This window comes from Pectobacterium colocasium, from assembly GCF_020181655.1.
In the GTDB taxonomy this organism is placed as follows: Bacteria; Pseudomonadota; Gammaproteobacteria; order Enterobacterales; family Enterobacteriaceae; genus Pectobacterium; species Pectobacterium colocasium.
The window spans coordinates 2,598,213-2,622,337 of record NZ_CP084032.1 but is presented as its reverse complement, the minus strand read 5'-3'; the positions used below and the strand labels follow the sequence as shown (position 1 = coordinate 2,622,337).

The following is a 24,125-nucleotide window of genomic DNA, read 5'->3' as shown; positions in this document are numbered from 1 at the left end:
GGATCAGGGATGAAACCAGTAAAAACCACACAGCGCCTGCTGGCGTATACGCTGATCCATCTTATTGCGTTTCAGCCGCTGCTGCCGGCCATGGCGGCGGGCGTGCAGGTCGCGGCGGGCAACACCTCGCTGGATCAGGCGGGTAATGGCGTACCGGTCATCAATATCGCCACGCCAAACAGCGCGGGGATTTCCCACAACCAGTACCAGGACTTTAACGTCGACAAGCCCGGCCTGATCCTGAATAACGGCACGGCCCAGTTGAACCCTACCCAGCTCGGCGGACTGATCCAGAACAACCCCAACCTGAAAGGCAAAGCCGCCGACGCCATTATCAACGAAGTGGTGTCCAGCAACCGCAGTACGCTGGCGGGCTACCTTGAAGTGGGGGGCAAACAGGCCAGCGTCATCGTGGCCAACCCGAACGGCATTACCTGCGATGGCTGCGGTTTTATCAATACCCCGCAGGTGACGCTGACCACCGGCAAACCCCAGCTGGATGCGCAGGGAAACCTGCAACATATCGACGTGAAGCGCGGCGATATCACGCTGACCGGGCAGGGGCTGGATGCGAGCAAAAGTGACTACCTCAGCCTGATTGCCCGCACGGCGCAGATTGATGCCGGGCTGAATGCCAACGATACCCGGATTGTGCTCGGTGCCAATCAGGTTGACGCAACGGGCAAGGTGACGGCGCAGTCGGCGGATAGCGGCGTTAAGGTCGCGCTGGATACGGGCGCGCTGGGCGGCATGTACACCAACCGCATCAAGCTGGTTTCCAGCGATAAGGGCGTGGGCGTTAACGTCGGCAATCTGAGTGCGCGCAGCGGCGATATCACGCTGTCGGCCAACGGTAAACTCAGCCTGGGCGATACGGTGGCGCAAGGCACTATTCAGGCCGACGCGGATGCGCTGGCGTTGCGGGGTAAGCAGCAGGCGGGTGACGCGCTGACGCTGAACGCCAGACAGGACATCACGCTGCAGGACGCGACGCTGCGTGCCGGGCAAAATATCGCGCTGGCATCGGGTGGCGGGCTGAACGCGCAAAACAGCGTCATCAGTGCGGGCGTCGATGCGCAGGGCAAGGTCAAATCAGCATATCACGCCTCCATAAAAAGTGACGGTGTCACTCTTGAATCTACCCAGCTTGCTGCCGGCAAGGTGACGATCGACGCAGGGCAATCGCTGCAGCAGGATGCGCAAAGCGGCCTCAGGGCGGAGTCGGTGCTTGAGATGCGCGGCGACGCCGTATCGCTGGCGGGGAGCGCGGGCGCAGAGGATGTGCGACTCGAGGCGAAAACGCTTAACGGTGCAGACAGCGCCCAGCTTCAGGCGAAAGACAGCGCCACGTTGCGTGTAGCGCAGCAGGGCGACTGGCAGGGAAATCTGACCGCCGGTAATGGGCTCACCGTTGACGGCGGACGTCTGGTGCAGCGCGGTACGCTGGCGGGGAAAACCCTCACGCTGACGCTGGATGCGCTGGATAACCAGGGCGATATCGCGGCGTTGCAGGCATTGACGTTCAGCGGCGGTGACATAACGAACCGCGGCACGTTAGCGGCGGCCGAGCGGTTGACGGTTAACGCACAGCGTCTGGACAACAGCGGATTACTCAGCGCCCGTCATGACGTGAAGCTTGAGCTGCAAACGGTGCTGAACAATCAGGGCAACATTCTGACGGATAATCAGCTGTTTTTGCTGGCCGACAGCCTCACCAACGGCGGTACATTGCAGGCCGCGACGCTGACCGCACAGGCTAATCGGCTCACCAATCAGGGTGAGGTAACCGCAAACGCACTTGACCTGACCAGCCAGACGACCGAAAACCATAGCGTTATCAACGCACAACAGATGCTGGCGCTGCACGGCGGCAGTCTGGTGAACCGCGGCACGCTCAGCGCGGGTGAAAAACTGGCGCTGACGCTGGGAGACGCGCTGGATAACCGCGGCCTGATGCAGGCCGGCAACACCCTGCAGGTCAACGCTGACCGCCTCAGCAATGACGGTACGCTCACGGCCCCGACATTACAGCTTCACACCGGTACGCTGGCTAATCAGGGGACACTTCAGGCCGACAAGGCGCTGCAACTGGACGCCACGCGCACCCTGACGCAATCCGCGACCGGTACGCTGCTGGCGGGCGCAGACCTGACGGTGAACGCCGGACAGGCGGAGACCGACGGTGCCATTCAGGCACAGCAGTTCCTGCTGAATGCCGAGCGTTGGCTCAATGCGGGTAAAACCAGTATTACCGGCGACGGACAGATTACGGCGGCCCAACTGGACAACCGCGGCAGCCTGCTGGCCAGCGGCAACTGGACGATTCACAGCGATGTCGTCAGCCATGTCGGGGCGTTGCAGGGCAATGCACTGGCTATTCAGGCGATGACCCTCACCAGCAGCGGGCAGGCACAGGCGCGGGGCGCAGTGAACCTGAGCATCGCCGATACCTTTACCAATAGCGGCGACTGGCTCAGCGGAGAGTCGCTGCGCCTTCAGGCGGCGAAGACCGAGAACCGAGGCACGCTGCAGGCATTAACCCTGACGGCAGACGGTACGTCTCTCGACAACAGTGGCACGATTAGCGGTATCAATAACCTGTCGCTCTTCCTGAGCGGTAACCTGGCTAACGCCGGCACGTTGCAGAGCAATCAGCTCCGTGCGGAAGCGGCACGTCTGACCAATCAGGGCACGCTTCACGGCACCGACGCGCTGACGTTGGCGATAGCCGGCAACCTGTCCAATCAGGGTGAGTTGCTGAGTGAGGGTGATAGCAGCATCACTGCTAAACGGTTCGATAATCAGGGCAGGTTGCAGGCGAAAAACGTCGTGCTGCAGGTCGATGAACTGGATAACGCGGGGAGCATCTTCGGGGTGTCCGCGCTGGCGCTGACGGCGACCCACGGGATCATCAACCGGCAGGCAGGCAAACTGCTGTCTCAGGGCGCGGCGGTGCTGACGGCGGCGGCGGTGAGCAATGCCGGCGAGTGGCAGGCGAAAGCGCTGACGCTGACGGCGAATAATCTCACCAATGACGGGCAGATTCAGGGGGATGAGGCCTTGTCCGTGACGCTGCCCGTCACAGATGGCACAGGCACATTCGTTAACCGTGGCACGGTGATGACAGGCGGGGACGCCACGCTGTTCGCACGCCTGATGGATAACCAGGGCACGCTGTCCAGCCTGGGGCGCACTGAGCTGACAGGCGCGTCGCTGATTAACGACGGGCGAGTGGTCGCGGCAACCGGGCTGTCGCTGCGTGGCGACTATCAGGGCCGTGGCCTGCTGAATACGGCGGGTACATTGACGCTGCACGGCGACACGCTGGCGAATAACGGGCACTGGGAAAGCCGTGCGCTGTCCCTGCAAGGGAAGCACGTTACCAATCAGGGCACAGTGTTGGGGAACTCGGTCGTGCTTTCCGCGGATCGTCTGGTTAACCACGGCGACATCACAGGTGTCGATACGTTAACGCTGTCGCTCGGCGGCAACCTTGACAATACCGGTGCGTTGCGCAGTGACAGCCTGTCGGTTGCGGCGGCGGGCGTGAACAACCGTGGCGAGTTGCAGGGCATTAATCATTTGCAACTGAACACCACCGGGCTGCTGGATAACACGGGCCTCATCAGTGGCAACCAGTCTGTTGTAGTGACAACTGGTGATGTCAAACAGAGCGGCACGCTGGAAGGAAAAACCGTCACGCTGGAGGCGGCCTCGCTGACCAATCAGGGCAAAATCCTGGGCGTGGATGCGCTGACATTGTCGATTGCCGGTAACCTGTCTAATGATGGCAGCCTGCTGACCCAGAAAAATGGCGTGGTAACTGCACAGCAGGTGGACAATAGTGGCCTGATGCAGGCCGCGTCCCTCTTGCTTGACGCGGATGAGGTCACCAATGCCGGGCAACTGCTGGGGATTGACGCGCTCTCCATAACAGCACAACACGGACTGACCAATCAACAAACCGGCAAACTGCTGACGCAGGGGGCGGCGGTTTTGCAGGCTGCTCAGGCGGAGAACCACGGCGAGTGGCTGGCGGATAACCTGACGCTGCAGGCCGAACGTTTCAACAATACAGGGCGGGTGCAGGCCGATCGCGATATTGACATCGCAATAGCGCCAGCGGGTGCCTCACGTCACCGTTCATTCCTGCCGATGGCGCTGTCGCTGGCGGCAGATATTCAGCAACTCAATGCGTCATCCACACGTCAGGGCAGCGGAGCAACAGACGGTGTGCTGGACAACCGCGGCACGCTGGTGTCCGGGGGGGACACGCAGCTGCGCGCCACGCAGATAGCCAATCAGGGCTCACTCGCCAGCAACGGCACGGCAACCCTTATCGGCGAGACGGTGGAAAATGCTGGAAACATAGCGGCGGTTACTTCGCTGTCGCTGGCGGGGAATTATCAGGGCAGCGGGTCGCTGCAAACGGACGGCCTGCTGGCGTTATCTGGCACCGCACTGGCCAACAGCGGGCGCTGGCAGGCTAACACTATCGAACTGCAGGCACATGCGCTGGATAATCAGGGCACGCTGCTGGGGCAGCGGACAGACATCACGGCCGATACCTTGTTTAACGGCGGTGAAATTGCTGGGGTTAACGCGCTGCAACTGACCGTTGCCGATAGCCTGACAAACAAAGGGCAGCTTTATGGGGCGACGCTGGGACTGTCGGCGACCGATCTGTTCAATCAGGGCGAGATCTCTGGTGAGGCGCTGCACCTGACGTTGCAGGAGACGGCGCACAATAATGGCCTGATTAGCGGCAGCCAGCGGGTACAGCTGGAGGCGGATCAGATCGAACAGCAGGGTTCACTGGAAAGTCGCCAGCTGCTTGTGCAGGCGGATGCGCTCGACAATCAGGGCACGATGCTGGGCGTGGATGCGCTGACGCTGGCGATTAACACCACGGCCCGTAACAGCGGAAAATGGCTGAGTCAGGGCGACAGCACGCTGACCGCCAGACGGCTGGAGAACTCAGGCCAGTGGCAGGCGAAGACGCTGACGTTGACGGCGGATGACGTTGAGAATGCCGGCCAGCTGCTGGGGCTGTCGGCACTGACGCTGACGGCGAAAAATCGTCTGGACAATGCGAAAACCGGCACGCTGCTCACGCAGGGCCTGGCGGTGCTGAACGCGGCTGAGGCGAGCAATGAGGGCGAATGGCAGGCGGACAGCCTGACGCTGGAGGCTCGACAGCTGACCAACGCCGGCCATATTCAGGGGGATACCTCGCTGAAGGCGACGCTGGCAAACGGCGACGTCACTAATCAGGGCACGCTGTGGAGCACGCTCGCCACTATTGCCGCCCGGACGCTGAGCAACGACGGCACCCTCACCGGTGCGGCCGGGCTGCAGCTGACGCTGGATGAGGCGTTAATCAATCAGGGTGCGCTGAACAGCTCTCAACTGACCACACAGGCCGACAGACTGGATAACCGCGGGAAAATCAACGGCCTTGATCTACTGGAGATCACGGTAAACGAGAGTCTTACCAATACCGGCACGCTGTACGGGGCGGCAGTGACGCTGAATGCCCGCGACCTGACCAACCGCGGCACACTCACCGGTGTGGACAGTTTATCCCTGAACCTGAACGGAACGCTGAATAATACCCGTGACATCAGCAGCAATGCGCTGACGCTCAAGGCCAATGACGTCGTCAACCGCGGTACCCTGACGGGCGTGAACGGGCTGACGCTGGAGCTTGGCAATCAGCTTGATAATCAGGGCGCGCTGAACAGCCAGACGCTGGCCATTGCTGCCGATGAGGTAACCAACGGCGGGTTGCTGAACGGCACGCGCAGCCTGCAGTTAACACTCAATGACGCATTGACCAACAGCGGTGACCTCACCGGTAAAAATATCAACGTCAGCGCGACGGATGTGCTGAACCACGGGCAGGTGCGGGGCGCGGATGACCTGCAACTGAATGTGCGCAACACGCTGGATAACCGCGGGCTTATCAGCGGCAGCACCACGCTGGGTATCGCCGCGAACCATATCGACCAGCAGGGCACGCTGGAAGCCCGTAAGCTGAAGGTTGATGCCGATACGCTGAACAATCACGGCAAGATGCTGGGCGTGGATGCCCTGACGCTGGCGATTGCGGGGACGGCACGCAACCAGGGCAACTGGCTGAGTCAGGGCACCAGCACGCTGACGGCGGGTGAGGTTGACAATAACGGCCAGTGGCAGGCGGATGACATCACGCTGCAGGCCGCAGACCTGACCAACCGTGGGCAGATTTTTGGTCTCAACGCCCTGTCATTGACCACCGCCAACGGCTTGACGAATCAGCAAAACGGGAGATTCCTTTCGCAGGGTATTGCTGTTTTACGTGCGGCGACGGCGGCAAACGATGGCGACGCGCAGGCAGACCGCCTGACGTTTGACGCGCAGCAGTTGACCAACCGTGGGCGGATGCAGGGGGACCACGGGCTGGCCATCACGCTGGACCGTACCAATTCGGCAAGCTTGTTAACGAATCAGGGCACGTTGCTCTCCGGCGGCGACAGCTGGCTGAGCGCCAGCCAGCTCAACAATCAGGGCACCGTGTCCGGCGTGGGTAAGGTGACGCTCGACAGCGGTGCGATAAGCAACGCGGGCACGGTTATCGCCGACGGGGCGTTGTCGCTCGATGGCGACTATCAGGGATCGGGAGTGTTGCATACCGCCGACACGTTGACGCTGCGCGGCAACCAGTTGCGCAATAGCGGACGTTGGGAAAGCCGGGCGCTGGCACTGAACGGTGGTGCGTTCGACAACACCGGCACGGTTATTGGTGAGCGCGGCATCACGCTGGCGTTGCGCGATGGCCTGACGGTTGGCAGCACCGGACAACTGCTGACCAACGGTATCCTGCAGGTGCAGGCAGCCACGGTCATGAACGATGGGTTCTGGCAGGGCAACACGCTGTCTCTGACGGCGGATGACGTCGAGAATGCCGGACAACTGCTGGGGCTGTCGGCGCTGACGCTGACGGCGAAAAATAAATTGACCAATGCGCAAACCGGTAAGCTGCTCACCCAGGGCACGGCGGTGCTGAACGCGGCCGAGGCGAGCAACGAGGGCGAATGGCAGGCAAACAGCCTGGCGCTGGACGGGCAGCAGCTGACCAATGCCGGTCATATTCAGGGGGATACCTCGCTGAAGCTGACGCTGGCAAACGGCGACGTCACCAATCAGGGCACGCTGTGGAGCACGCTCGCCACTGTTGCTGCCCGTACGCTGACCAACGACGGCACCCTCACCGGTGTGGCCGGGCTGCAACTGACGCTGGATGAGGCGTTGACCAATCAGGGCACGCTGAACAGCACTCAGCTGACCGCACAGGCCGACAGGCTGGACAACCGCGGGAAAATTAACGGCCTTGACTTACTGGACATTACAGTAAACGAGAGCCTCGACAATGCTGGCACGCTGTACGGAACGGCGGTGACGCTGAACGCCCGCGACCTGACCAACAGCGGCGCAATCACCGGTGTCGACAGCCTGAATCTACATCTGGACGGGACGCTGAATAATACGCGAGACCTCAGCAGCAATGCGCTGACGATTAAGGCCAATGACGTCGTCAACCGAGGCACCCTGATGGGCGTGAACGGGCTGACGCTGGCGCTCGGCAATCACCTTGATAATCAGGGCGCGCTGAACAGTCAGGCGCTTGCCATTGCCGCCCGCGACGTGACCAACGGCGGACAGCTGAACGGTACGCGTGACCTGCAACTGACGCTGGACGGCACCCTGACTAACAGCGGTGACCTCACCAGTCAGCGGATAGGTATCATCGCGGCGGACGTGCTGAACCACGGGCAGATGTTGGGCTCGGACGATCTGCAATTGGATTTGCGTAATCAACTGGATAACCGCGGGCTTATCAGCGGCAGCAACACGCTGGGCGTGGTGGCGAACCATATCGATCAACTGGGCACGCTGGAAGCCCGTAAGCTGACGGTGGACGCGCAGACGCTGGACAATCAGGGCAAGATGCTGGGCGTGGATGCCCTGACGCTGGCGATTGCGGGAATGGCCCGCAATCAGGGCCACTGGCTGAGCCAGGGCAGCAGCACGCTGACGGCGGATCAGGTTGACAATGACGGGCAGTGGCAGGCGAGCGATATCACGCTGCAGGCCACTGACCTGACCAACCGTGGGCAGATTTTTGGTCTCAATGCGTTGTCATTGACCGCCACCAACGGCCTGACTAATCAGCAAAACGGGAAGCTCCTGTCGCAGGGTATTGCGGTAGTGCGTGCGGCGACGGCGGCAAACGACGGTGATGTACAGGCGGACCGCCTGACGTTTGACGCGCAGCAGTTGACCAACCGCGGGCGGATGCAGGGGGACAACGGGTTAGCCATCGCGCTGGAGCGCGCTAACCCCGCCAGCCGGTTAACCAATCAGGGCACGCTGCTCTCCGGCGGTGACAGCTGGCTGAGCGCCAGCCAGCTCGACAACCAGGGCACCGTGTCAGGCGTGGGTAAGCTGACGCTCGACAGCGGTGCGGTAAACAACGCGGGCAACGTGATTGCCGACGGGGCGCTGACGCTTGACGGCGACTATCAGGGCTCGGGCCTGCTGCATACTGCCGACACGCTGACGCTGCGCGGCAATCAGCTGCGCAACAGCGGGCGCTGGGAAAGCCGGGCGCTGGCGCTGAACGGCGGCGCGTTCGACAACACCGGCACGGTTATCGGTGAGCGTGGCATCACGCTGGAGCTGCGGGATGGCCTGACGGTCGGCAACACCGGCCAGCTTCTGACCAACGGTGCTCTGCAGGCGCAGGCAGCCACGGTCATGAATGATGGTTTCTGGCAGGGCAACACGCTGGCGTTGACGGCGAACAACCTGACAAACGGCGGTTCGCTGCTCGGTCAGGACGGGCTAATGCTTGATTTACTGGACACCTATCAGGGGAATGCGCAGTCTCGCCTGCTGAGCGATGGCGATGCCGTTATCACGGCCGACCGCCTGAACCAGAGCGGTGAGATAGCCGTGGGCACGCTGAATCTGACCACCCGTGCGCTGGATAATGGCGGACGCATACTGGGTAGCAACGGCCTGACGGTGACTAACCGTGACGAGCTGATTAACCGTGCCGGGGCGGAACTGCTGACCAACGGCGAGGGCCGTCTCGACAGCGGCACGCTGAGCAATGCTGGTACGCTACAGGCTAACGACCTGCAACTGCGCGCCCGTGAGATGGAGAATCAGGGCCGTATTCAGGGTACCGACGCGCTGCGCCTGCTTGATGTGCTGCGCTATGTCGGCGATAAAAGCAGCCAGTTGCTCAGCAACGGTGCGGCTACGCTCCAGGCTAAACAGGCGGACAACGCCGGGTTATGGCAGGCGGGTACACTGACGCTGAACGGTGACACATTCAGCAATCGCGGCACCGTCGCGGGGCTGAACAGCCTGTCGCTCAACGGCGACCAGTTACGCAATCAGGGTGAGCTGTTCTCGCAGGGGGCGGTGACGTTAACCGGTGCAACGCTGGAGAACGGCGGTACGCTGACGGGCGTCGGTGGCTTTACGCTGGCTCTCAACGACCGCGTCGATAATCTGGCCACGGGGCGGCTGCTCAGCGGCGGCACGGGTGAATTGACAACGGGCGTGCTGCGCAATCAGGGATTGTGGCAGTCGGACGCGTTACGGCTGACCGCCCGTGACCTGGAACAGCAGGGTAATCTGCTGGGCGTGCAGCGCGGGACGCTGCAGCTGAGCGGGACCTATCAGGGCGCACAGGGCAGCCAACTGGTCAGCGGCGGCGACCTGAGCCTGACGGCGCATGACATCACCAATCGCGGGCAGATACAGGGCAGCACGCTGACGCTGGGTGCGGATGCACTCACTAACCACGGCACCCTGCGCGGCGACCGTGCGCTTAATGCCACCGTCATCGGCCAGTTCAGTAATGTGCCGCAGGCGCGTTTAAGCAGCGACGGCACGCTGAACGTGCAGGCCGCGGCGCTGGACAATCAGGGCGACATCAAGGCCGCCACCACCACGCTGACGGGCAATACCATCACCAACGGTGGCATGGTGCAGGGCACCTCTGCGCTGCAACTGGATGCGACCGACCGGATTATCAACCAGCAGGGCGGGCAGCTGTTATCCGACGGCACCACCACGCTCAATGCGCCCGCGGTGGACAACCACGGCTGGCTGCAGGGGCGCGGGCTGGTGCTCAACACCGCGCAGTTGACCCAGCAGGGCAACCTGATGGCGCAGGACAAACTGACGCTAAAAATCCCGCAGTGGGTGAACAACGGGCTGGTGCAGGCGGGTGAACTGGAGATTATCGCGGATGAACTGGACAACCATGGCACGCTGCTGGGTCTGACACAGCTGGCGCTGCAGACGCAGCGTCTCGTCAACCGTCAGGGCGCGAAACTCTATAGTGCACAGGACCTGCGCCTGAAAACCCATGAACTGCAGCAGGACGGGCAACTGGTGGCGCTGGGCAACCTGACTGCCGATGTCACCGGGCCGCTGACCGTCACCCAGAGCATGGCTGCTGGGCAGCAACTGGCGTTGAACGTGGCGGGCGATCTCGACCAGCGTGGGACGTTACAGGGTCAATCCGTCCAGTTGACCAGCACCGGCACGCTGAACAATCAGGGCCGTATTCTGGCAGGCGGCGGGGACTCGCTGATCAGTGCAAAAGACATCGTGCAATTGGAAGCGGGCAGCGTTCAGGCGGGCGGTAACCTGACGCTGATAAGCGACAACACGCTGAATAACAAGGGGCTGATTGGTACCACGGGCGACCTGCTGGTGCAGGCGGGGAGCGTCTTGCATAACAGCAGCATGCTTTACGCGGGCGGCAATATGCGCCTGCTGTCGGACTCTCTGACCAACGTGTTTGGCACCATTCTGGCGGGCAACAGCCTGTGGGTGCAGCGTGACGCACAAGGCACGGCCAGCACCTCGCTGCTCAACAGCTCCGGCACCATTGAAACCCAGTCTGGGGATATCACGATTAATACCGGCACGCTGACCAATCAGCGTGAAGGGTTTGTTGTTACGGAAACGGAATTGGCTGGAGACTCGGTCCCGGAATGGGCAGGAAAAACAGATGCTTATATCCCTATTTCATGGTTTAAAGAGGGTGATTACGGGATAAATTATCGCCCTCAAAAATTAGGCCGTCCTGAAAGGTATACATATGTCCCTTTGCCAAATGCTAACATCCAAAAAGTAGTGATAAAAAGTAAGTTGACGACAATAAATACTAAAGGCAGTGCAGCAGGAATTCGATCTGGTAATAATTTAGTAATATTTTCAAATACAGTATTTAATAGTGCGTCATTATTTTTAGCTAAAAATAATGCCGCAATTCAAGGTAGTGAACTCGATAATCGTTCATATCATTCAGGCGGGATATTTGAATCTTTAACATATGTACACAAAGGAAAATATCCATTAACAACAACTGAAGTAAGTGATGCTGCTCGTCAAAATGCTCCAGATTATATTTACTTTGGACTAGATGGCACCCCGACTACCGAAAAAACCGAGGGTGAAAGCTATAACGCCTTAATTCAGGCGGGCGGCACCATTACCGCCGACTTTAAGCAAGATATCAGCAATACCACGCTGCAGCCGGGCAGCGGCGGATTTATGCCTGCGTCCACCAAACCGGTGTTGGATGCCATCACCACGCTGTCACCCTTGCAGAAGCAGACCACGCGCCAGTTGGCCAGTCAGGATTCGTCGTTTAACGCGGGTGCGGTAGACGTTACCAAAGCAGGAAGCGGACAGGCTGCGCTGTCAGGCAATGCCGTCGGCGTGAATGCGACGGGTAAAACTGTGACGCTGACGCAGCAGGCGGGTACTGCGCTGCAAGCGGGGGCACAGGCGGAGAACATCACGGCGGTCATCGCGGCTCCTAATGCCGCCGGGCCGCTGACGCTCAACACCGGTGACGCGGTGGTGTTACAGCCTTCGACTTCCGGTCACGTGAACAATCCCAATGCGGTCACATTGACGCAGCAGGTGGGCACCGCGCTGCAAGCGGGCGCACAGGCGGAGAACATCACGGCGGTGATCGCGGCGCCGAATACCTCCGGGCCGCTGACGCTCAACACCGGTGACGCGGTGGTATTATCGCCTTCGACTTCCGGTCATGTCAGCAATCCCGATGCGATCGCACTGACGTCGACAGGTCAGCGGCCCGATGGCGGCAAGAGCCTGACGCCGGTTAACGTGGACAATACCGCAACGGGCGTCACGATAGCGGGCACGGTGGGCACGCCTGCTGTGTTGACCACACCGGGTATGGCGGCGGTTGACGCACCGAAGCCCGCGGTCAGTGTAGACACCCCGTCGGGCGGAACGTCGCCTTCTGCGCCACAGCCTCTCTCTGCCGCGGCGCTGCTGAGCGCCATTGGCAACGGGCTGCAGACCCTGAGTCCCCAGCCGCTGACCGATTACCCGCTGCCGACGGGCAATAACGGGCTGCTGGTTGTCGACCCGAATGCCGACAGCCGCTATCTCATCCGCACCAACCCGAAACTGGAACAACTGGGACAGGTGGACAACGCGCTGTTCAGCGATTTGCAGACGCTGCTGGGGCAGCAGCCGTCCACGGTGGTGCCGGTCGAAACGCGCTCTCAGTGGACGCAGGCCGACCGGGTGCTGGGCTCGTCCTATCTGCTGGATAAGCTGAATCTGGATGCGGACCACGATTACCGCTTCCTCGGGGACGCGGAGTTTGATACCCGCTACATCAGCCAGGCGGTGCTGAAACAGAGCGGGCAGCGTCACCTGAATGGTACCGGCTCCGATTTGGCACAGATGCAAATGCTGCTGGATAACGCCGCCGCAGCGCAGAAAGGCATGAACCTGCAACTGGGCGTCAGCCTGACGCCGGATCAGGTCGCGAACCTCAGCCAGAGCCTGGTCTGGTGGGAAAATATCGAGGTCAACGGGCAAACCGTGCTGGCACCGAAGCTGTATCTGGCGCAGGCGGATAAAAGCAACCTGCAGGGCAGCGCGATTGTCGCGAACAAGGTTGAACTGAACGCGGGCGGCAGCGTCACCAACAGCGGCACGCTCAAGGCCGTTGAATTGCTGGCGATTGCCAGCGGTGACAAGATTGATAACCACGAAGGCGGCTTGATCAAATCAGACGGCGGCCTGAATCTGGTGGCGCTCAACAATATCACCAACAGCGGCAGCCGGATTGAAGGCAACACGCTGCAGCTCGCCAGCATCAACGGCGATATCATCAACCGAACCGAAAGCCGCAACTTCCAGACCGCACAGCCGACGGCTTCCCACAGCGGCACTGGCTCGCTGGTCTTCACTGAACTCGGCAAAACCGCCGAAATCGTCGCGGGCAACAGCCTGGCACTCAGCGCGGGCAAGGATATCCGCAACGTGGCGGCGACGCTCAACGCCGGACAGGACATGGCGCTGAACGCCAAAGGCAATGTCGCGATGGAGGCGCTGACGCTGACCAATAACCGGGTGGATCTCGGCTGGGGCAGCAGCAACACCGCGCTGAACACGGCCGTGCAGGGCAGCACCATCAGTGCGGGCGGCGCGCTGAGCGCGGTGGCGGGTCAGGATATTCAGATTGATGCCAGCGCGCTTTCCGGCGGCACGGCGCTGACGCTGGCGGCGGGCAACGATATTCGCCTGGCTGCACAGGACACGCTGAAAGAGACGCTGTATCAGGGCGGCAGCACCGCACAGCGCCGCACGCAGGAGGTGGCAAACAGCCAGCTCCTGAGCGGGGGCGACCTGAATCTGGTGGCTGGGCGGGATGTGCTGTCCGAAGCGGCCAGCCTGAACGCCAAAGGCAATGCGACACTGGCCGCCGGACGCGATCTCAACCTGCTGTCCCAAGAGGAAGAAACCTACAGCGGCAATTGGTGGAACCGTCACGCCGACTGGCAGCAAAACATCACCCAGCAGAGCACGGAATTAACGACGGGCAAGGGACTGAATCTGCAGGCGGGCAGAGATATCAACCTGCAGGCGGCACAGGGTGTGGCGAGCGGTGCGGTGACGGCACAGGCAGGTAACAACATCAACCTGCTGTCGGCCACCGAAACGCAGCACACGTTCTTTGAAGAAACCACGGTCAAGAAAAAGGCCTTCTCGAAGACGGTGACGCACACGCTGCGGGAAACGTTGCAGACCGATGAAAAAGGCAGTCTGCTGTCGGGTGACAGTGTCACGCTGGCAGCTAATCAGGATATCAATCTGCAGGGCTCCTCGGTGGTCGGTGACAAGCAGGTCACGCTGCTGGCGAATAATGACGTCAACACCGCGGCCAGCGTAGAGAACTACCAGAACTATGAAGAGCACAGCAAGAAGAAAAGCGGCCTGTTCAGCGGCGGCGGCATCGGCTTTACCATCGGTTCAACCTCGACCAGCCAGAAACTGCGCGATCAGGCGGCGACACAAAGTCAGAGCATCAGCACCCTCGGCAGCACGACCGACTCGGTGACGGTGAAGGCCGGGAACGATGTCACGATCAGCGGCACCGATATGGTGGCCGGGAAAGACATCTTCCTGCAAGGCAACAACGTCACCATTGACCCAGGCTATGACACACGCAAACAGCAGCAGGAGTTTGAGCAGAAAACTGCGGGTCTGACCGTGGCGCTGTCTGGTGTGGTAGGGTCGGCGCTTAACAGCGCGGTGCAGAGCATTCAGGCGGCAAAAAGTGAAAGTGATGGTCGGCTTGCGCTGCTTCAGGGCATGAAGGCCGGACTGGCCGGTTATCAGGCCTATCAGGGCAGCCAGTCCGAGCTGAACAATAAGGGGCAGTCGTCTTTTGTCGGCGTCAGCATTTCGCTCGGGGCGCAAAACTCACGCTCCAGCCAGACCAGCGAACAGAAGCAGAGCTTTGGCTCGACGCTGAATGCGGCGGGGGATATCGGCATCGAGTCGCGTACCGGAGATATCACGGTCGCGGGTAGCCAGCTTAAAGCCGGTGGCGATGTCCTGATGAACGCGGCGCAGGATATCCACCTGCTCTCGGCACGCAACAGCGAGGACATCAGCGGCAAGAACAGCAGCAGCGGTGGGAATATCGGCGTCAGCGTGGGCTTAAGCAACGGCAGCGCGGGGCTCAGCATTTTTGCCAACGTTAATGCGGCGAAAGGGCGGGAAACCGGTTCGGGCAATAGCTGGTCAGAAACGACAGTGGATGCGGGTAACCACGTCACGCTGAAAAGCGAGCGCGATACGCGGCTGACTGGCGCGCAGGTAAACGGCGAGCGCATTGATGTTGATGCCGGACGTAACCTGCTGCTGCAAAGTCAGCAGGACAGCGAGCGTTATGATTCTAAACAGGTTAGCGGCTCGGCGGGCGGCAGCTTTACCTGGGGCGGCGGAGGTGGCAGCGGCTATATCAGCCTCAGCAAAGACAAGATGCACAGCAATTATGACAGCGTGCAGCAGCAGACCGGGCTCTTTGCGGGTAAAGACGGCTTTGGTATAACAACCGGTGAGCACACCCAGCTTGACGCTGCGGTCATTGGCTCTACTGCCAGCGCCGAGAAAAACCGGCTGGACACGGGGACGCTGGGCTGGAGCGGGCTCAGCAACAAAGCCGAATTTAAGGTGGAGCACAGCGGCATCGGTCTCAGCGCCAGTCCATCGATGAGCGGCAGCCTGCTCTCGACGCTGGCGATGAATGTGCCGTCGGCGTTGATGGCGCTGGGTCACAGCGGCAATGCGTCCAGCACCACCTATGCAGCGGTGAGCGACGGCACGTTGTTGTTGCGGGATACGGCGAAGCAGGTGCAGGATATCACTACGCTGAGCCGTGACGTTGAGCACGCGAACAACGCGCTCAGCCCGATCTTTAACAAAGAGAAAGAGCAAAAACGCCTGAAACAGGCGCAGCTGATTGGTGAGATTGGCGCGCAGGTGATGGATATCGTGCGCACGGAAGGCGAGCTGAAAGCGCAGAAAGCGGCGGAAGCTAAAGGTGATGCCACCGTCGAGCGTCCGAAAGAGGGCGATCCGGCGAATAAATGGGAGGAGTATAAAAAGGCGCTGACGGAATCGCCGACCTACAAAGCCGAGATGCAGAAATATGGCACGGGTAGCGATTTCCAACGAGCGGCACAGGCAGCGACGGCGGCGATTCAGGCACTGGCGGGTGGGGACATCCAGAAAGCGATTGCCAGCGGGGCCGCGCCGTATCTGGCGCAACTGGTGAAAGACGTCACGCTACCGAAGGATGAAAGCAAAATCACGGCGTCGGATATCGCGGCCAACGCGATGGCGCACGCGGTGGTGGGGGCGGTGGTCGCCCAACTGTCGGGTCAGGATGCGGCGGCGGGGGCAATCGGTGCCTCCAGCGGTGAACTGGCCGCCCGTGTCATCATGGCCGATCAATACCCCGGTAAGACGGCAAATGACCTGACGGAAGAGGAAAAGCAGTCGGTCAGCGCGCTTTCCACGCTGGCCTCCGGGCTGGTATCCGGTCTGGCGAGCAACAGCACTGCTTCCGCCGCCAGCGGCGCACAGTCCGGGCGTAATGCGGTTGAGAATAACTTCCTAAACAAAGGGAGGCCGGTTGAGTTTGCTGAAAAACTGAAAGCGTGTAGCGGTGAGCCATCCTGCGAGCAGGGCGTGCGCAAGGACATGGCGAAGGAGTCGGCAGAAAATATCCAGAAGCTGAAGTCTTGCTGGGAAGCAGGTGATAGCGCCTGTGTTGCAGCAATGCGCAGCCAGATAGAAACCGATGGAAAAGCTTACGCTCAACTTGGTGTACAGGATGCTCTGGCGGGACGTAGTTATGAAAACAGTGCGAACTGGTATGCTGATATCATCGAACAATGCGCAGGTAAATGTGGCTGGCTGGAGTCAGCGCTGGCGAAGACAGCCGCAGATGGCCTGACTAATGCTGTGTATGGGGCGTTAGGTACGGGTAGTTTGACGAAGCCTGGGCAGACGGTGGAGCCGACCAACCCGACAACCAATTCTCAAGGGGTCACTACGAGTAATGCTGCTACTTCATTAAAAGTCGGTGAAAGCAGAGTTATTGATGGGATAAATGTGACGAGGGTAGGTAGATGGATGTCCCCTGATGAACTAGCTCAAATGCAAAATAGTGGCAAAGTTATTCAAGGTGGTGGGGGACAAACATTCATTTCCACTAATGGAGCCTCGGACTTTAAAGGTACTGCACCAGCAGGGTCAGTTTATGCTGAATTTGATGTTTCTACTAAAAGCTTGTTGCAAGGTGGGAAAGACGGTTGGTTTAAATTAATCGGTCCAGATGCAAGTAAGTCACAGCAATTTATGCTGAATAAGCAAGGAGGCACACAATTGCCTGATGTAAAAAATATTTCAATTATAGATAAAAAATAGATGGTTATTTAAATTATGGATATTAACTTTTTTAAGAAAAAAATAGAGCCAATTTTAGTGGGATATAGCTTTCAATACACTTCTTTTCTTGATGGTGATTTTGGCGATCTCGAACGAGTTGAATTCGAGGGGCACAATAAAGTCGGAACTGTTGATTTTTGGTCAAAAGGTTGGATAAGCATTGATATATATGACCTTATACTCGATGACCAAAGGCTCAATTTATTGTTAGGCCCTGATGAGGAGCAGTTGAAAGCCATAGAAACTTTAGTAAAGCTCTTGAATGGTATTGAAGAAAATGGCAATTAATTTGCCATTCTTCTATTCACATAACGGCCCCGGCTAAAACAGACCGGGATCGTTGTTTTTATCGGTCAGAACCTTAGCTCCGCCTCAATCACCAGTCGCCCGCGCTCGACGGTGACGATAACCGGCTGTCCGGTGTTAAAACCGAGGTCTTCCAGCCAGCGGCCCTTCAGCGTGAGTTGCGGCGGCGGGTTGCCCTTCATGCCGTTGGGGGCGTAACCGACGGTGTAATGCCGTTGTGGCTCTTTTACTTCAGTTGCGCGGGGTTCTGACTTAGAATCGCGTTCAGCCATGATTAACTACCTCACTTAGTGGGTTATGGTGAGCGACCTGACAGTGTTCCCGCGCTGGCGGGTCGCGCTAAAATTACGGTTAACTCGGTGTCTTACGTGTAAAACGGTTGGCATCGTGCTTGAGGATCAATGACTCCAGCAGCACTCTGGCCACTTCCTTCTCTTCAGGTGAGAACTGACTCACCGCCTCAAACTGCAAGCGCAGCTCATCGTCGGGGTTGCGTTCAGCCTTATCAAAAACAAGCGTATCTGCACTGACCGACAGCGCACAGGACAGCTTACGGATAATCTCCAGCGTGGGCTGAACTTCGTCAGACTCATAGCGGCGTATCATCGTCACGTGACAGCCCACCTTCTCAGCCAGAGCCGCTTGTGTCAGCTTACGGTCTTTACGCAGGGCAGCAAGACGTTTACCAAAGTCCATAGATATTACTCGCCAAGGAAACAATGCCAGCATCTTAACCCCCTGTATCGTAAGTGGCACTTGTAATATACCATATATGCATGTATAAATAAACCATAAAGGCATATTGACAGGTTTTTTACAGGAGTGACGGAATGGGACGACTGACACCGGCAGAACTGGCGCGACTCAAGCATGAGGTGTCATTGCTGAGCGTGGCGCAAAGTCAGGGACATGTGCTGAAAAAGCAGGGTGACGACAGCTATGTGTGTCTGTGTCCGTTCCACCGGGAGAAAACGCCGTCCTGCGTTATCACGCCATCAAAGAACCTGTATCACTGCTTCGGCTGCGGCGCGTCGGGGTCGGTGCTGGACTGGCTGCAACACACCGAGCGGCTGACCTACCCGCAGACTCTGGTGCGGCTGCGGGAGCTGGCCGGAACCCCGTCTTCTTTAGCCGCCGTCCCTGTACTGGCTTCGCCGCCAGTGGCGCGGACGCCGCTGTCTGACCTGGATGATGACGGTCAGGCGTTGTTGCATCAGGTTATCGACTTCTATCACCACAATCTGCTGACCAGCCCGGAGGCGCAGCAGTGGCTGGTCAGTCGCGGGCTGAACCATCCTGAACTGGTAAGCCATTTTAAGCTGGGGTTCGCGGGTCATCACGGTATCGGCGGCAGCGCGGGGCTGTTGCCGTCCTCGTCAAGCGGTGAGGGAAAACGGCTGCGTGAGCGGCTGGCCGGGCTGGGGGTGTTGCGGGCGAGTACGCGACAAGACCACTTCCGGGGCTGTGTGGTGATGCCGGTTATCGGCTGGTCGGAATCGGCTGACGTGGCGCAGCGCGGGCGGGTGTTGCAGTTGTACGGTCGCCGGACCACGGCGGACTACGCGGTGAAGAAAGGGGCGGCGAAGCATCTTTATCTGCCGTCACCGTTAAGCGGGGTGTGGAATGAGGAAGCGCTGAAGGCGTCGTCAGAGGTCATCCTGTGTGAAGCGTTAATCGATGCGATGACCTTCTGGTGCGCGGGGTTCCGCCATGTGACCACGGCTTACGGGGCGAACGGTTTTACCGCTGAGCATCTGGCGGCGTTGCAGTACCACGGGGTCAAGCGGGTGTTAATCGCCTATGACCGGGATGAGGCAGGCGACCGGGGTGCGGTAGCCGTGGCCGCTGACCTGCTGGAAGGCGGTATCGGGGCGTGGCGGGTGCAGTTCCCTGCGGGGCTGGATGCGAATGCCTATGCGCTGAAAAGTGGTAATCCTGAAGCGGCGTTAGGGCTGGCGCTGGAGCAGGCACAATGGATGGGTAAAGGCATGGTTCCCGGTGTGGTGTTCTCGCATGAAACGCCGGTATCTGGCGTGAGTGAAACCCCTCCTTCTTTAGCTGCCCAGCCGAATGAACCAACAACACCACCGGTTCAGGCACTTATCCCGTGCGAACAAACGGATACGGGCGAGCTGCTGTTACGCGCCGGACCACGGGTGTGGCGGGTGCGGGGCTGGCAGAAGAACAGCGTTGCCGAGGTGATGAAAGTCAACGTGCAGGTGCGGGATGAGAGTACCGGTGCGTTCCATGTGGACTCACTGGATATGTACAGTTCACGTCATCGTCAGGGTTATATCAGCGCAGCGGCGGTTGAACTGGGCTGTGAGTCCTCGGTCATCAAACGTGAATGCGGTCGGGTGCTGCTGATGCTGGAGCAGAAGCAGGATGAAGCGCGACAATCTACGGTGCAGTCGGACGCTACAGCGGCGGTGACGGTCAGCGCGGAAGACGAAGCGGCAGCGCTGGCATTACTCAAATCTCCCGACCTGACTGAACGCATCATCAATGATCTGGCGTCGTGCGGCGTGGTGGGAGAAAGCACCAATCTGCTGACCGGGTATCTGGCGGCGACGTCGCGCAAGCTGGATAAACCGCTTGCGGTGCTGATACAGAGCAGTTCGGCGGCGGGGAAATCCTCGCTGATGGACGCGGTGCTGGGGCTGATGCCGGAAGAAGAGCGCATCCAGTACTCGGCGATGACCGGGCAGAGCCTGTACTACCTTGGCGAGACCTCGCTACAGCACAAGATACTGGCGATAGCGGAAGAAGAAGGGGTGCGGCAGGCGGCGTATGCGCTGAAGCTGTTGCAGTCGGACGGGGAGCTGAAGATAGCCTCGACCGGGAAGAACGAGCAGAGCGGCGAACTGGTGACACGGGAATACAAGGTACAGGGACCGGTGATGCTGATGCTGACCACCACGGCCATCGACGTAGACGAAGAGCTGCTGAACCGCTGTCTGGTTCTGACGGTGAATGAATCCAGAGAGCAGACGCAGGCGATACACGCGATGCAGCGTCACGGCCAGACGCTGGAAGGGCTGCTTCAGTCCTCAGAAAAGCAGTATCTGACCCGGCTACACCAGAACGCGCAGCGGCTGTTGAGGCCGCTGAAGGTGGTGAACCCGTATGCCGACCGGCTGACGTTCCTGAGTGATAAAACCCGCACCCGGCGCGACCATATGAAATACCTGACCTTAATCCAGTCCATCGCGTTGTTACATCACTACCAGCGGGAAGTGAAACGGGTCGAGCACCGGGGGCAGGTTATCGAGTATATCGAGGTGGCACAGAGTGATATCGCGTTAGCCAATCACCTGGCGCATGAGGTACTGGGGCGAACGCTGGACGAGATGCCGCCACAGACGCGGAAGCTGTTGCTGCTGATACAGACGATGGTGAGCGATATGGCACAGCGTCAGGGCTGTCAGTCGGGAGAGGTGCGGTTCACGCGGCGGGACATCCGGGGTTACACCAACTGGAGTGACAGCCAGCTCAAGAACCACTGTCTGCGGCTGAGTGAAATGGAATATCTGCTGCTGCACGGCGGTAGTCGGGGTCATCTGTTGCAGTACGAGCTGCTGTGGGACGGTGGCAACGGTGATGAAAGTCACCTGTGCGGTCTGCTTCATGTGGCTGAACATGAGGGCGATGAGTGCAAGTCTGGTCAGGATGAAGATAAGTCTGGCTCAAGTCTGCCTCAAGTCGGGGGCAAGTCTGGTGTGGAAAATACCGGGTCAGCCCAGACAGCACAAGGCGTTAACGGTCTGCAAGTCTGTCCTGAAGCAAATGCGGTAATAAAGGGAAAACGAAAATCGCCCGTTGGCGTACTGCCTGCTGCCAGTGTTGATGACCCGTTATCAGAGGGCAGTGAACGCAAGTCTGACTTGGTGGAGGATAAGTCTGGCTCAAGTCTGCCTCAAGTTCGGGTCAAGTCTGGTATGGAAAAAGTGGCATCAGGCCAGACAGCGCAAGGGCTGGACGCCGAAGTGGTCGGGGTTGCACCGGAAGCAGTAATAAGAGGAAAAAGAAAACGTGCTGCTGCTATCGCCCCCAATGTCAACAAGGAGGTGACGCATGGCCAACCGTAAACCGCGAGCGGGTGCGCTGCTGACAGTGGATGAGGTCTACCGTCAGCCTGTTGGTCCGGCCAGCGACCCGAAGAGCCTGTACGCGCTGCTACTGCGGTTCGTGGTGTGGCGGCGGGAGCGCAACGGGTCGGAAGCGACGCTGAAGGTACAAACACATCACCAGTACCGGTTCATCCTGTGGGCGGCAGAGCGGGGTGTGCATTATGCCCGTGACGTAACCCGCCCCATCCTTGAACGCTACCAGCGGCATCTGTACCAGTACCGCAAAGGCAACGGTGAACCCCTCTCCACCCGGACCCAGCGCACGGCGTTACAGCCGTTGCAGGTGTGGTTCAGTTGGCTGACGAAACAGCATCTGATACTGGCGAACCCGGCGGCCGACCTGGAACTGCCGAAGCTGGAAAAGCGACTGCCGCGCACGATACTGAGCGTGGAGGACGTGGAGCAGGTGCTGGCGTTGCCCGACCTGACGACGCTTCAGGGTCAGCGTGACCGTGCGCTGATGGAGCTGCTGTGGTCAACGGGGCTGCGCAGAGGCGAGGTGGCAAAGCTGGACGTCTACAGCGTGGACGGGAGCCGTAAAACGGTGACGGTGAGGCAGGGCAAGGGAAGAAAAGACCGGGTTATCCCGATAGGAAACCGGGCGCTGCGCTGGCTGAGTCACTACCAGCAACAGGTGAGGCCGCAACTGCTGGTCAGTCAGGACATTACCGCGCTGTTCGTGGCGCTGGATGGAATCGCGGGACTGACGGCGAACGGCATTACCCACACGGTCGGCCACTACATCAGGGCATCGGGACTCGCGCCGTGGGGAAGCTGTCACCTGTTCCGCCATGCGATGGCAACACAGATGCTGGAGAACGGGGCAGATATCCGGTGGATACAGGCGATGCTGGGTCATGCGAGCGTGGAGAGCACGCAAATCTATACGCAAGTCTCCATCAAGGCGTTATCCGCAGTCCATGCGAGTACGCACCCGGCGGAGCGTGAGGCAGAGGAAGAAACCGGGCTGCTGGCTGACCTGACGGCAGAAGAGGAGGCGCATCAGAAAGAAGGGGTTGACGGAACGGGAGAGGAAGAAAATACTAACAGATAATAATAGATACTATCCTGTGTAGTTGGAGGCAATAATGGCAACCAGTATCGCGTTAAGTCCTTACTTCGAGCAATTTATCCGTGAACAAATCGAAAGTGGTCGTTACAACAATGTCAGCGAGGTCATCCGTGCAGGGTTGCGGGCACTGGAGGAGCGAGAGCAGCAGGTAAAGCTTGATGCGCTACGGACGGCGGTCGAGTTGGGCGTAAACAGCGGAAAGGGCAAGGATGCTGAAGCGGTGTTCGGGCGTCTGTCGCAGAAATACCGGAACATGGCTGAAGGTGAGGAAGCGGAATGAAACTGACGGTATCGCCGCTGGCAGAGCAGGATATCGAAGCGATAGGTGACTATATCGCGCAAGATAACCCGGTACGGGCGCTGAGCTTTACCGAAGACTTGTACCGGCAGTGTTGTGTAATCGGCGACAATCCCTGGCTCTACCGTGAGCGTCCAGAGCTGGGGCAATCCATCCGAAGTTGTGTCTATGGTCGTTATCTTATCCTGTATGGAACGACGGATACGGAGGTCAGGATAGAGCGTGTCTTGCACGGTGCGCGTGATATCGACAATCTGTTCTCCGATGTACCAAATAGTCACAAAAGTTAGCTCGTTCTCTTCAAGGCCGCAGGGTACGGCGTCGGGCAAAAGCTGCGCCATCCGTGGCGCAGCGCTTGCCTTGTTCAGGCTGGGCACTCCGGCGGTAAATGCCGCCCGGCCAGCGCCCACCTCAGTCACTCCCTTTATCTCACGTTGCTGGCCGAACGTCATTCAACATAATGTGGCATTACGCGAAAGCCGCTGAACGCGGCCAACGCGCAACGAACATTATGTCGGCGCCGGGCAGCTAATGGGCGCGCTGCGGACTGCTTCGGCAGTGGTGAGCGGCTGGCCGCCGGGGTTGGGCTCTGTGGCGCGGTGTGGCGCACAGGGCTGCGCCCTCTGCTGCAAACCTCAGCGTGCTTCCCTGGCTCTGACGGAGTGGCCGCCGTCCCTGGCGGCGCAGGCTTCGGCGTCAATCCTCAGCAAACATCAACGTCAACATCAAAGCAGAAGCCGTTCCTGCGTCACGGCGCTGAAGGGCTTTACCTCGCCCCCGCCCAACCCTGCTGCACTGGCTGCGCCCGGCTCGCAGTCGCCGGCTCCTTGCTCGTTCCCGTGCTCGCCATCTCCGCCCCGTGCGGCCCCCGCCGGGGGCCTCCCGCTAAGGCGTTGTCTTGCGGGCTTCACCAGCCCGCACCCGGCAGACGCTTCACCGTCCCACAGCAAGC

8 protein-coding genes are annotated in these 24,125 nt (G+C 59.6%); 6 read left to right on the top strand and 2 right to left on the bottom strand.

All coding sequences use genetic code 11. From position 1 onward, the window contains the following. Positions 1–9: 9 nt before the first annotated feature. Both LCF41_RS22275 and LCF41_RS11760 read left to right on the top strand, forming a co-directional pair. Positions 10–17,346: a hemagglutinin repeat-containing protein gene (locus LCF41_RS22275; protein WP_284144898.1), complete on the top strand. Its 17,337-nt coding sequence runs from the start codon at positions 10–12 to the stop codon at positions 17,344–17,346. Positions 17,347–17,361: 15 nt separating this feature from the next. Then, complete coding sequence (locus LCF41_RS11760; RefSeq protein ID WP_130621517.1) at positions 17,362–17,655, top strand: hypothetical protein; 294 nt, start codon at positions 17,362–17,364, stop codon at positions 17,653–17,655. A gap of 65 nt (positions 17,656–17,720) precedes the next feature. On the opposite strand, the gene LCF41_RS11755 is transcribed toward LCF41_RS11760, so the two are convergent. Together LCF41_RS11755 and LCF41_RS11750 are read right to left on the bottom strand one after the other, a co-directional pair. Next, positions 17,721–17,945 (bottom strand): SymE family type I addiction module toxin, encoded by a 225-nt coding sequence (locus tag LCF41_RS11755; RefSeq protein WP_225084768.1) that lies wholly within the window; start codon positions 17,943–17,945, stop codon positions 17,721–17,723. A gap of 79 nt (positions 17,946–18,024) precedes the next feature. Beyond that, a complete protein-coding gene (locus LCF41_RS11750) occupies positions 18,025–18,369 on the bottom strand; it encodes a helix-turn-helix domain-containing protein (RefSeq protein ID WP_225084767.1) in 345 nt (114 codons plus the stop codon). Between the two features lie 134 nt (positions 18,370–18,503). Between LCF41_RS11750 and LCF41_RS11745 the strand changes: the two genes are divergently transcribed. The 4 genes from LCF41_RS11745 to LCF41_RS11730 are packed head-to-tail and all read left to right on the top strand — an operon-like array spanning position 18,504 to position 23,463. Then, entirely contained in the window at positions 18,504–21,761 is a 3,258-nt protein-coding gene (locus LCF41_RS11745; protein WP_225084766.1) for a CHC2 zinc finger domain-containing protein, read from the top strand. Continuing rightward, positions 21,748–22,857, top strand: a complete 1,110-nt coding sequence (gene xerC / locus LCF41_RS11740; protein WP_225084765.1) for a site-specific tyrosine recombinase XerC — start codon at positions 21,748–21,750, stop codon at positions 22,855–22,857. Before LCF41_RS11745 ends, xerC begins: the two co-directional genes overlap by 14 nt. Positions 22,858–22,891: 34 nt before the next feature. Then, positions 22,892–23,155 (top strand): type II toxin-antitoxin system ParD family antitoxin, encoded by a 264-nt coding sequence (locus LCF41_RS11735; protein ID WP_225084764.1) that lies wholly within the window; start codon positions 22,892–22,894, stop codon positions 23,153–23,155. After that, entirely contained in the window at positions 23,152–23,463 is a 312-nt protein-coding gene (locus LCF41_RS11730; RefSeq protein WP_225084763.1) for a type II toxin-antitoxin system RelE/ParE family toxin, read from the top strand. Before LCF41_RS11735 ends, LCF41_RS11730 begins: the two co-directional genes overlap by 4 nt. The last annotated feature ends 662 nt before the right edge of the window (positions 23,464–24,125 follow it).

Bases quoted from the DNA above. Each gene is read 5' to 3' on its own strand.
- LCF41_RS11760 (WP_130621517.1), top strand. From the start codon at position 17,362: ATGGATATTAACTTTTTTAAGAAAAAAATAGAGCCAATTTTAGTGGGA.
- LCF41_RS11755 (WP_225084768.1), bottom strand. From the start codon at position 17,945: ATGGCTGAACGCGATTCTAAGTCAGAACCCCGCGCAACTGAAGTAAAA.
- LCF41_RS11730 (WP_225084763.1), top strand. From the start codon at position 23,152: ATGAAACTGACGGTATCGCCGCTGGCAGAGCAGGATATCGAAGCGATA.
- LCF41_RS22275 (WP_284144898.1), top strand. From the start codon at position 10: ATGAAACCAGTAAAAACCACACAGCGCCTGCTGGCGTATACGCTGATC.
- xerC (WP_225084765.1), top strand. From the start codon at position 21,748: ATGGCCAACCGTAAACCGCGAGCGGGTGCGCTGCTGACAGTGGATGAG.
- LCF41_RS11750 (WP_225084767.1), bottom strand. From the start codon at position 18,369: ATGGACTTTGGTAAACGTCTTGCTGCCCTGCGTAAAGACCGTAAGCTG.
- LCF41_RS11735 (WP_225084764.1), top strand. From the start codon at position 22,892: ATGGCAACCAGTATCGCGTTAAGTCCTTACTTCGAGCAATTTATCCGT.
- LCF41_RS11745 (WP_225084766.1), top strand. From the start codon at position 18,504: ATGGGACGACTGACACCGGCAGAACTGGCGCGACTCAAGCATGAGGTG.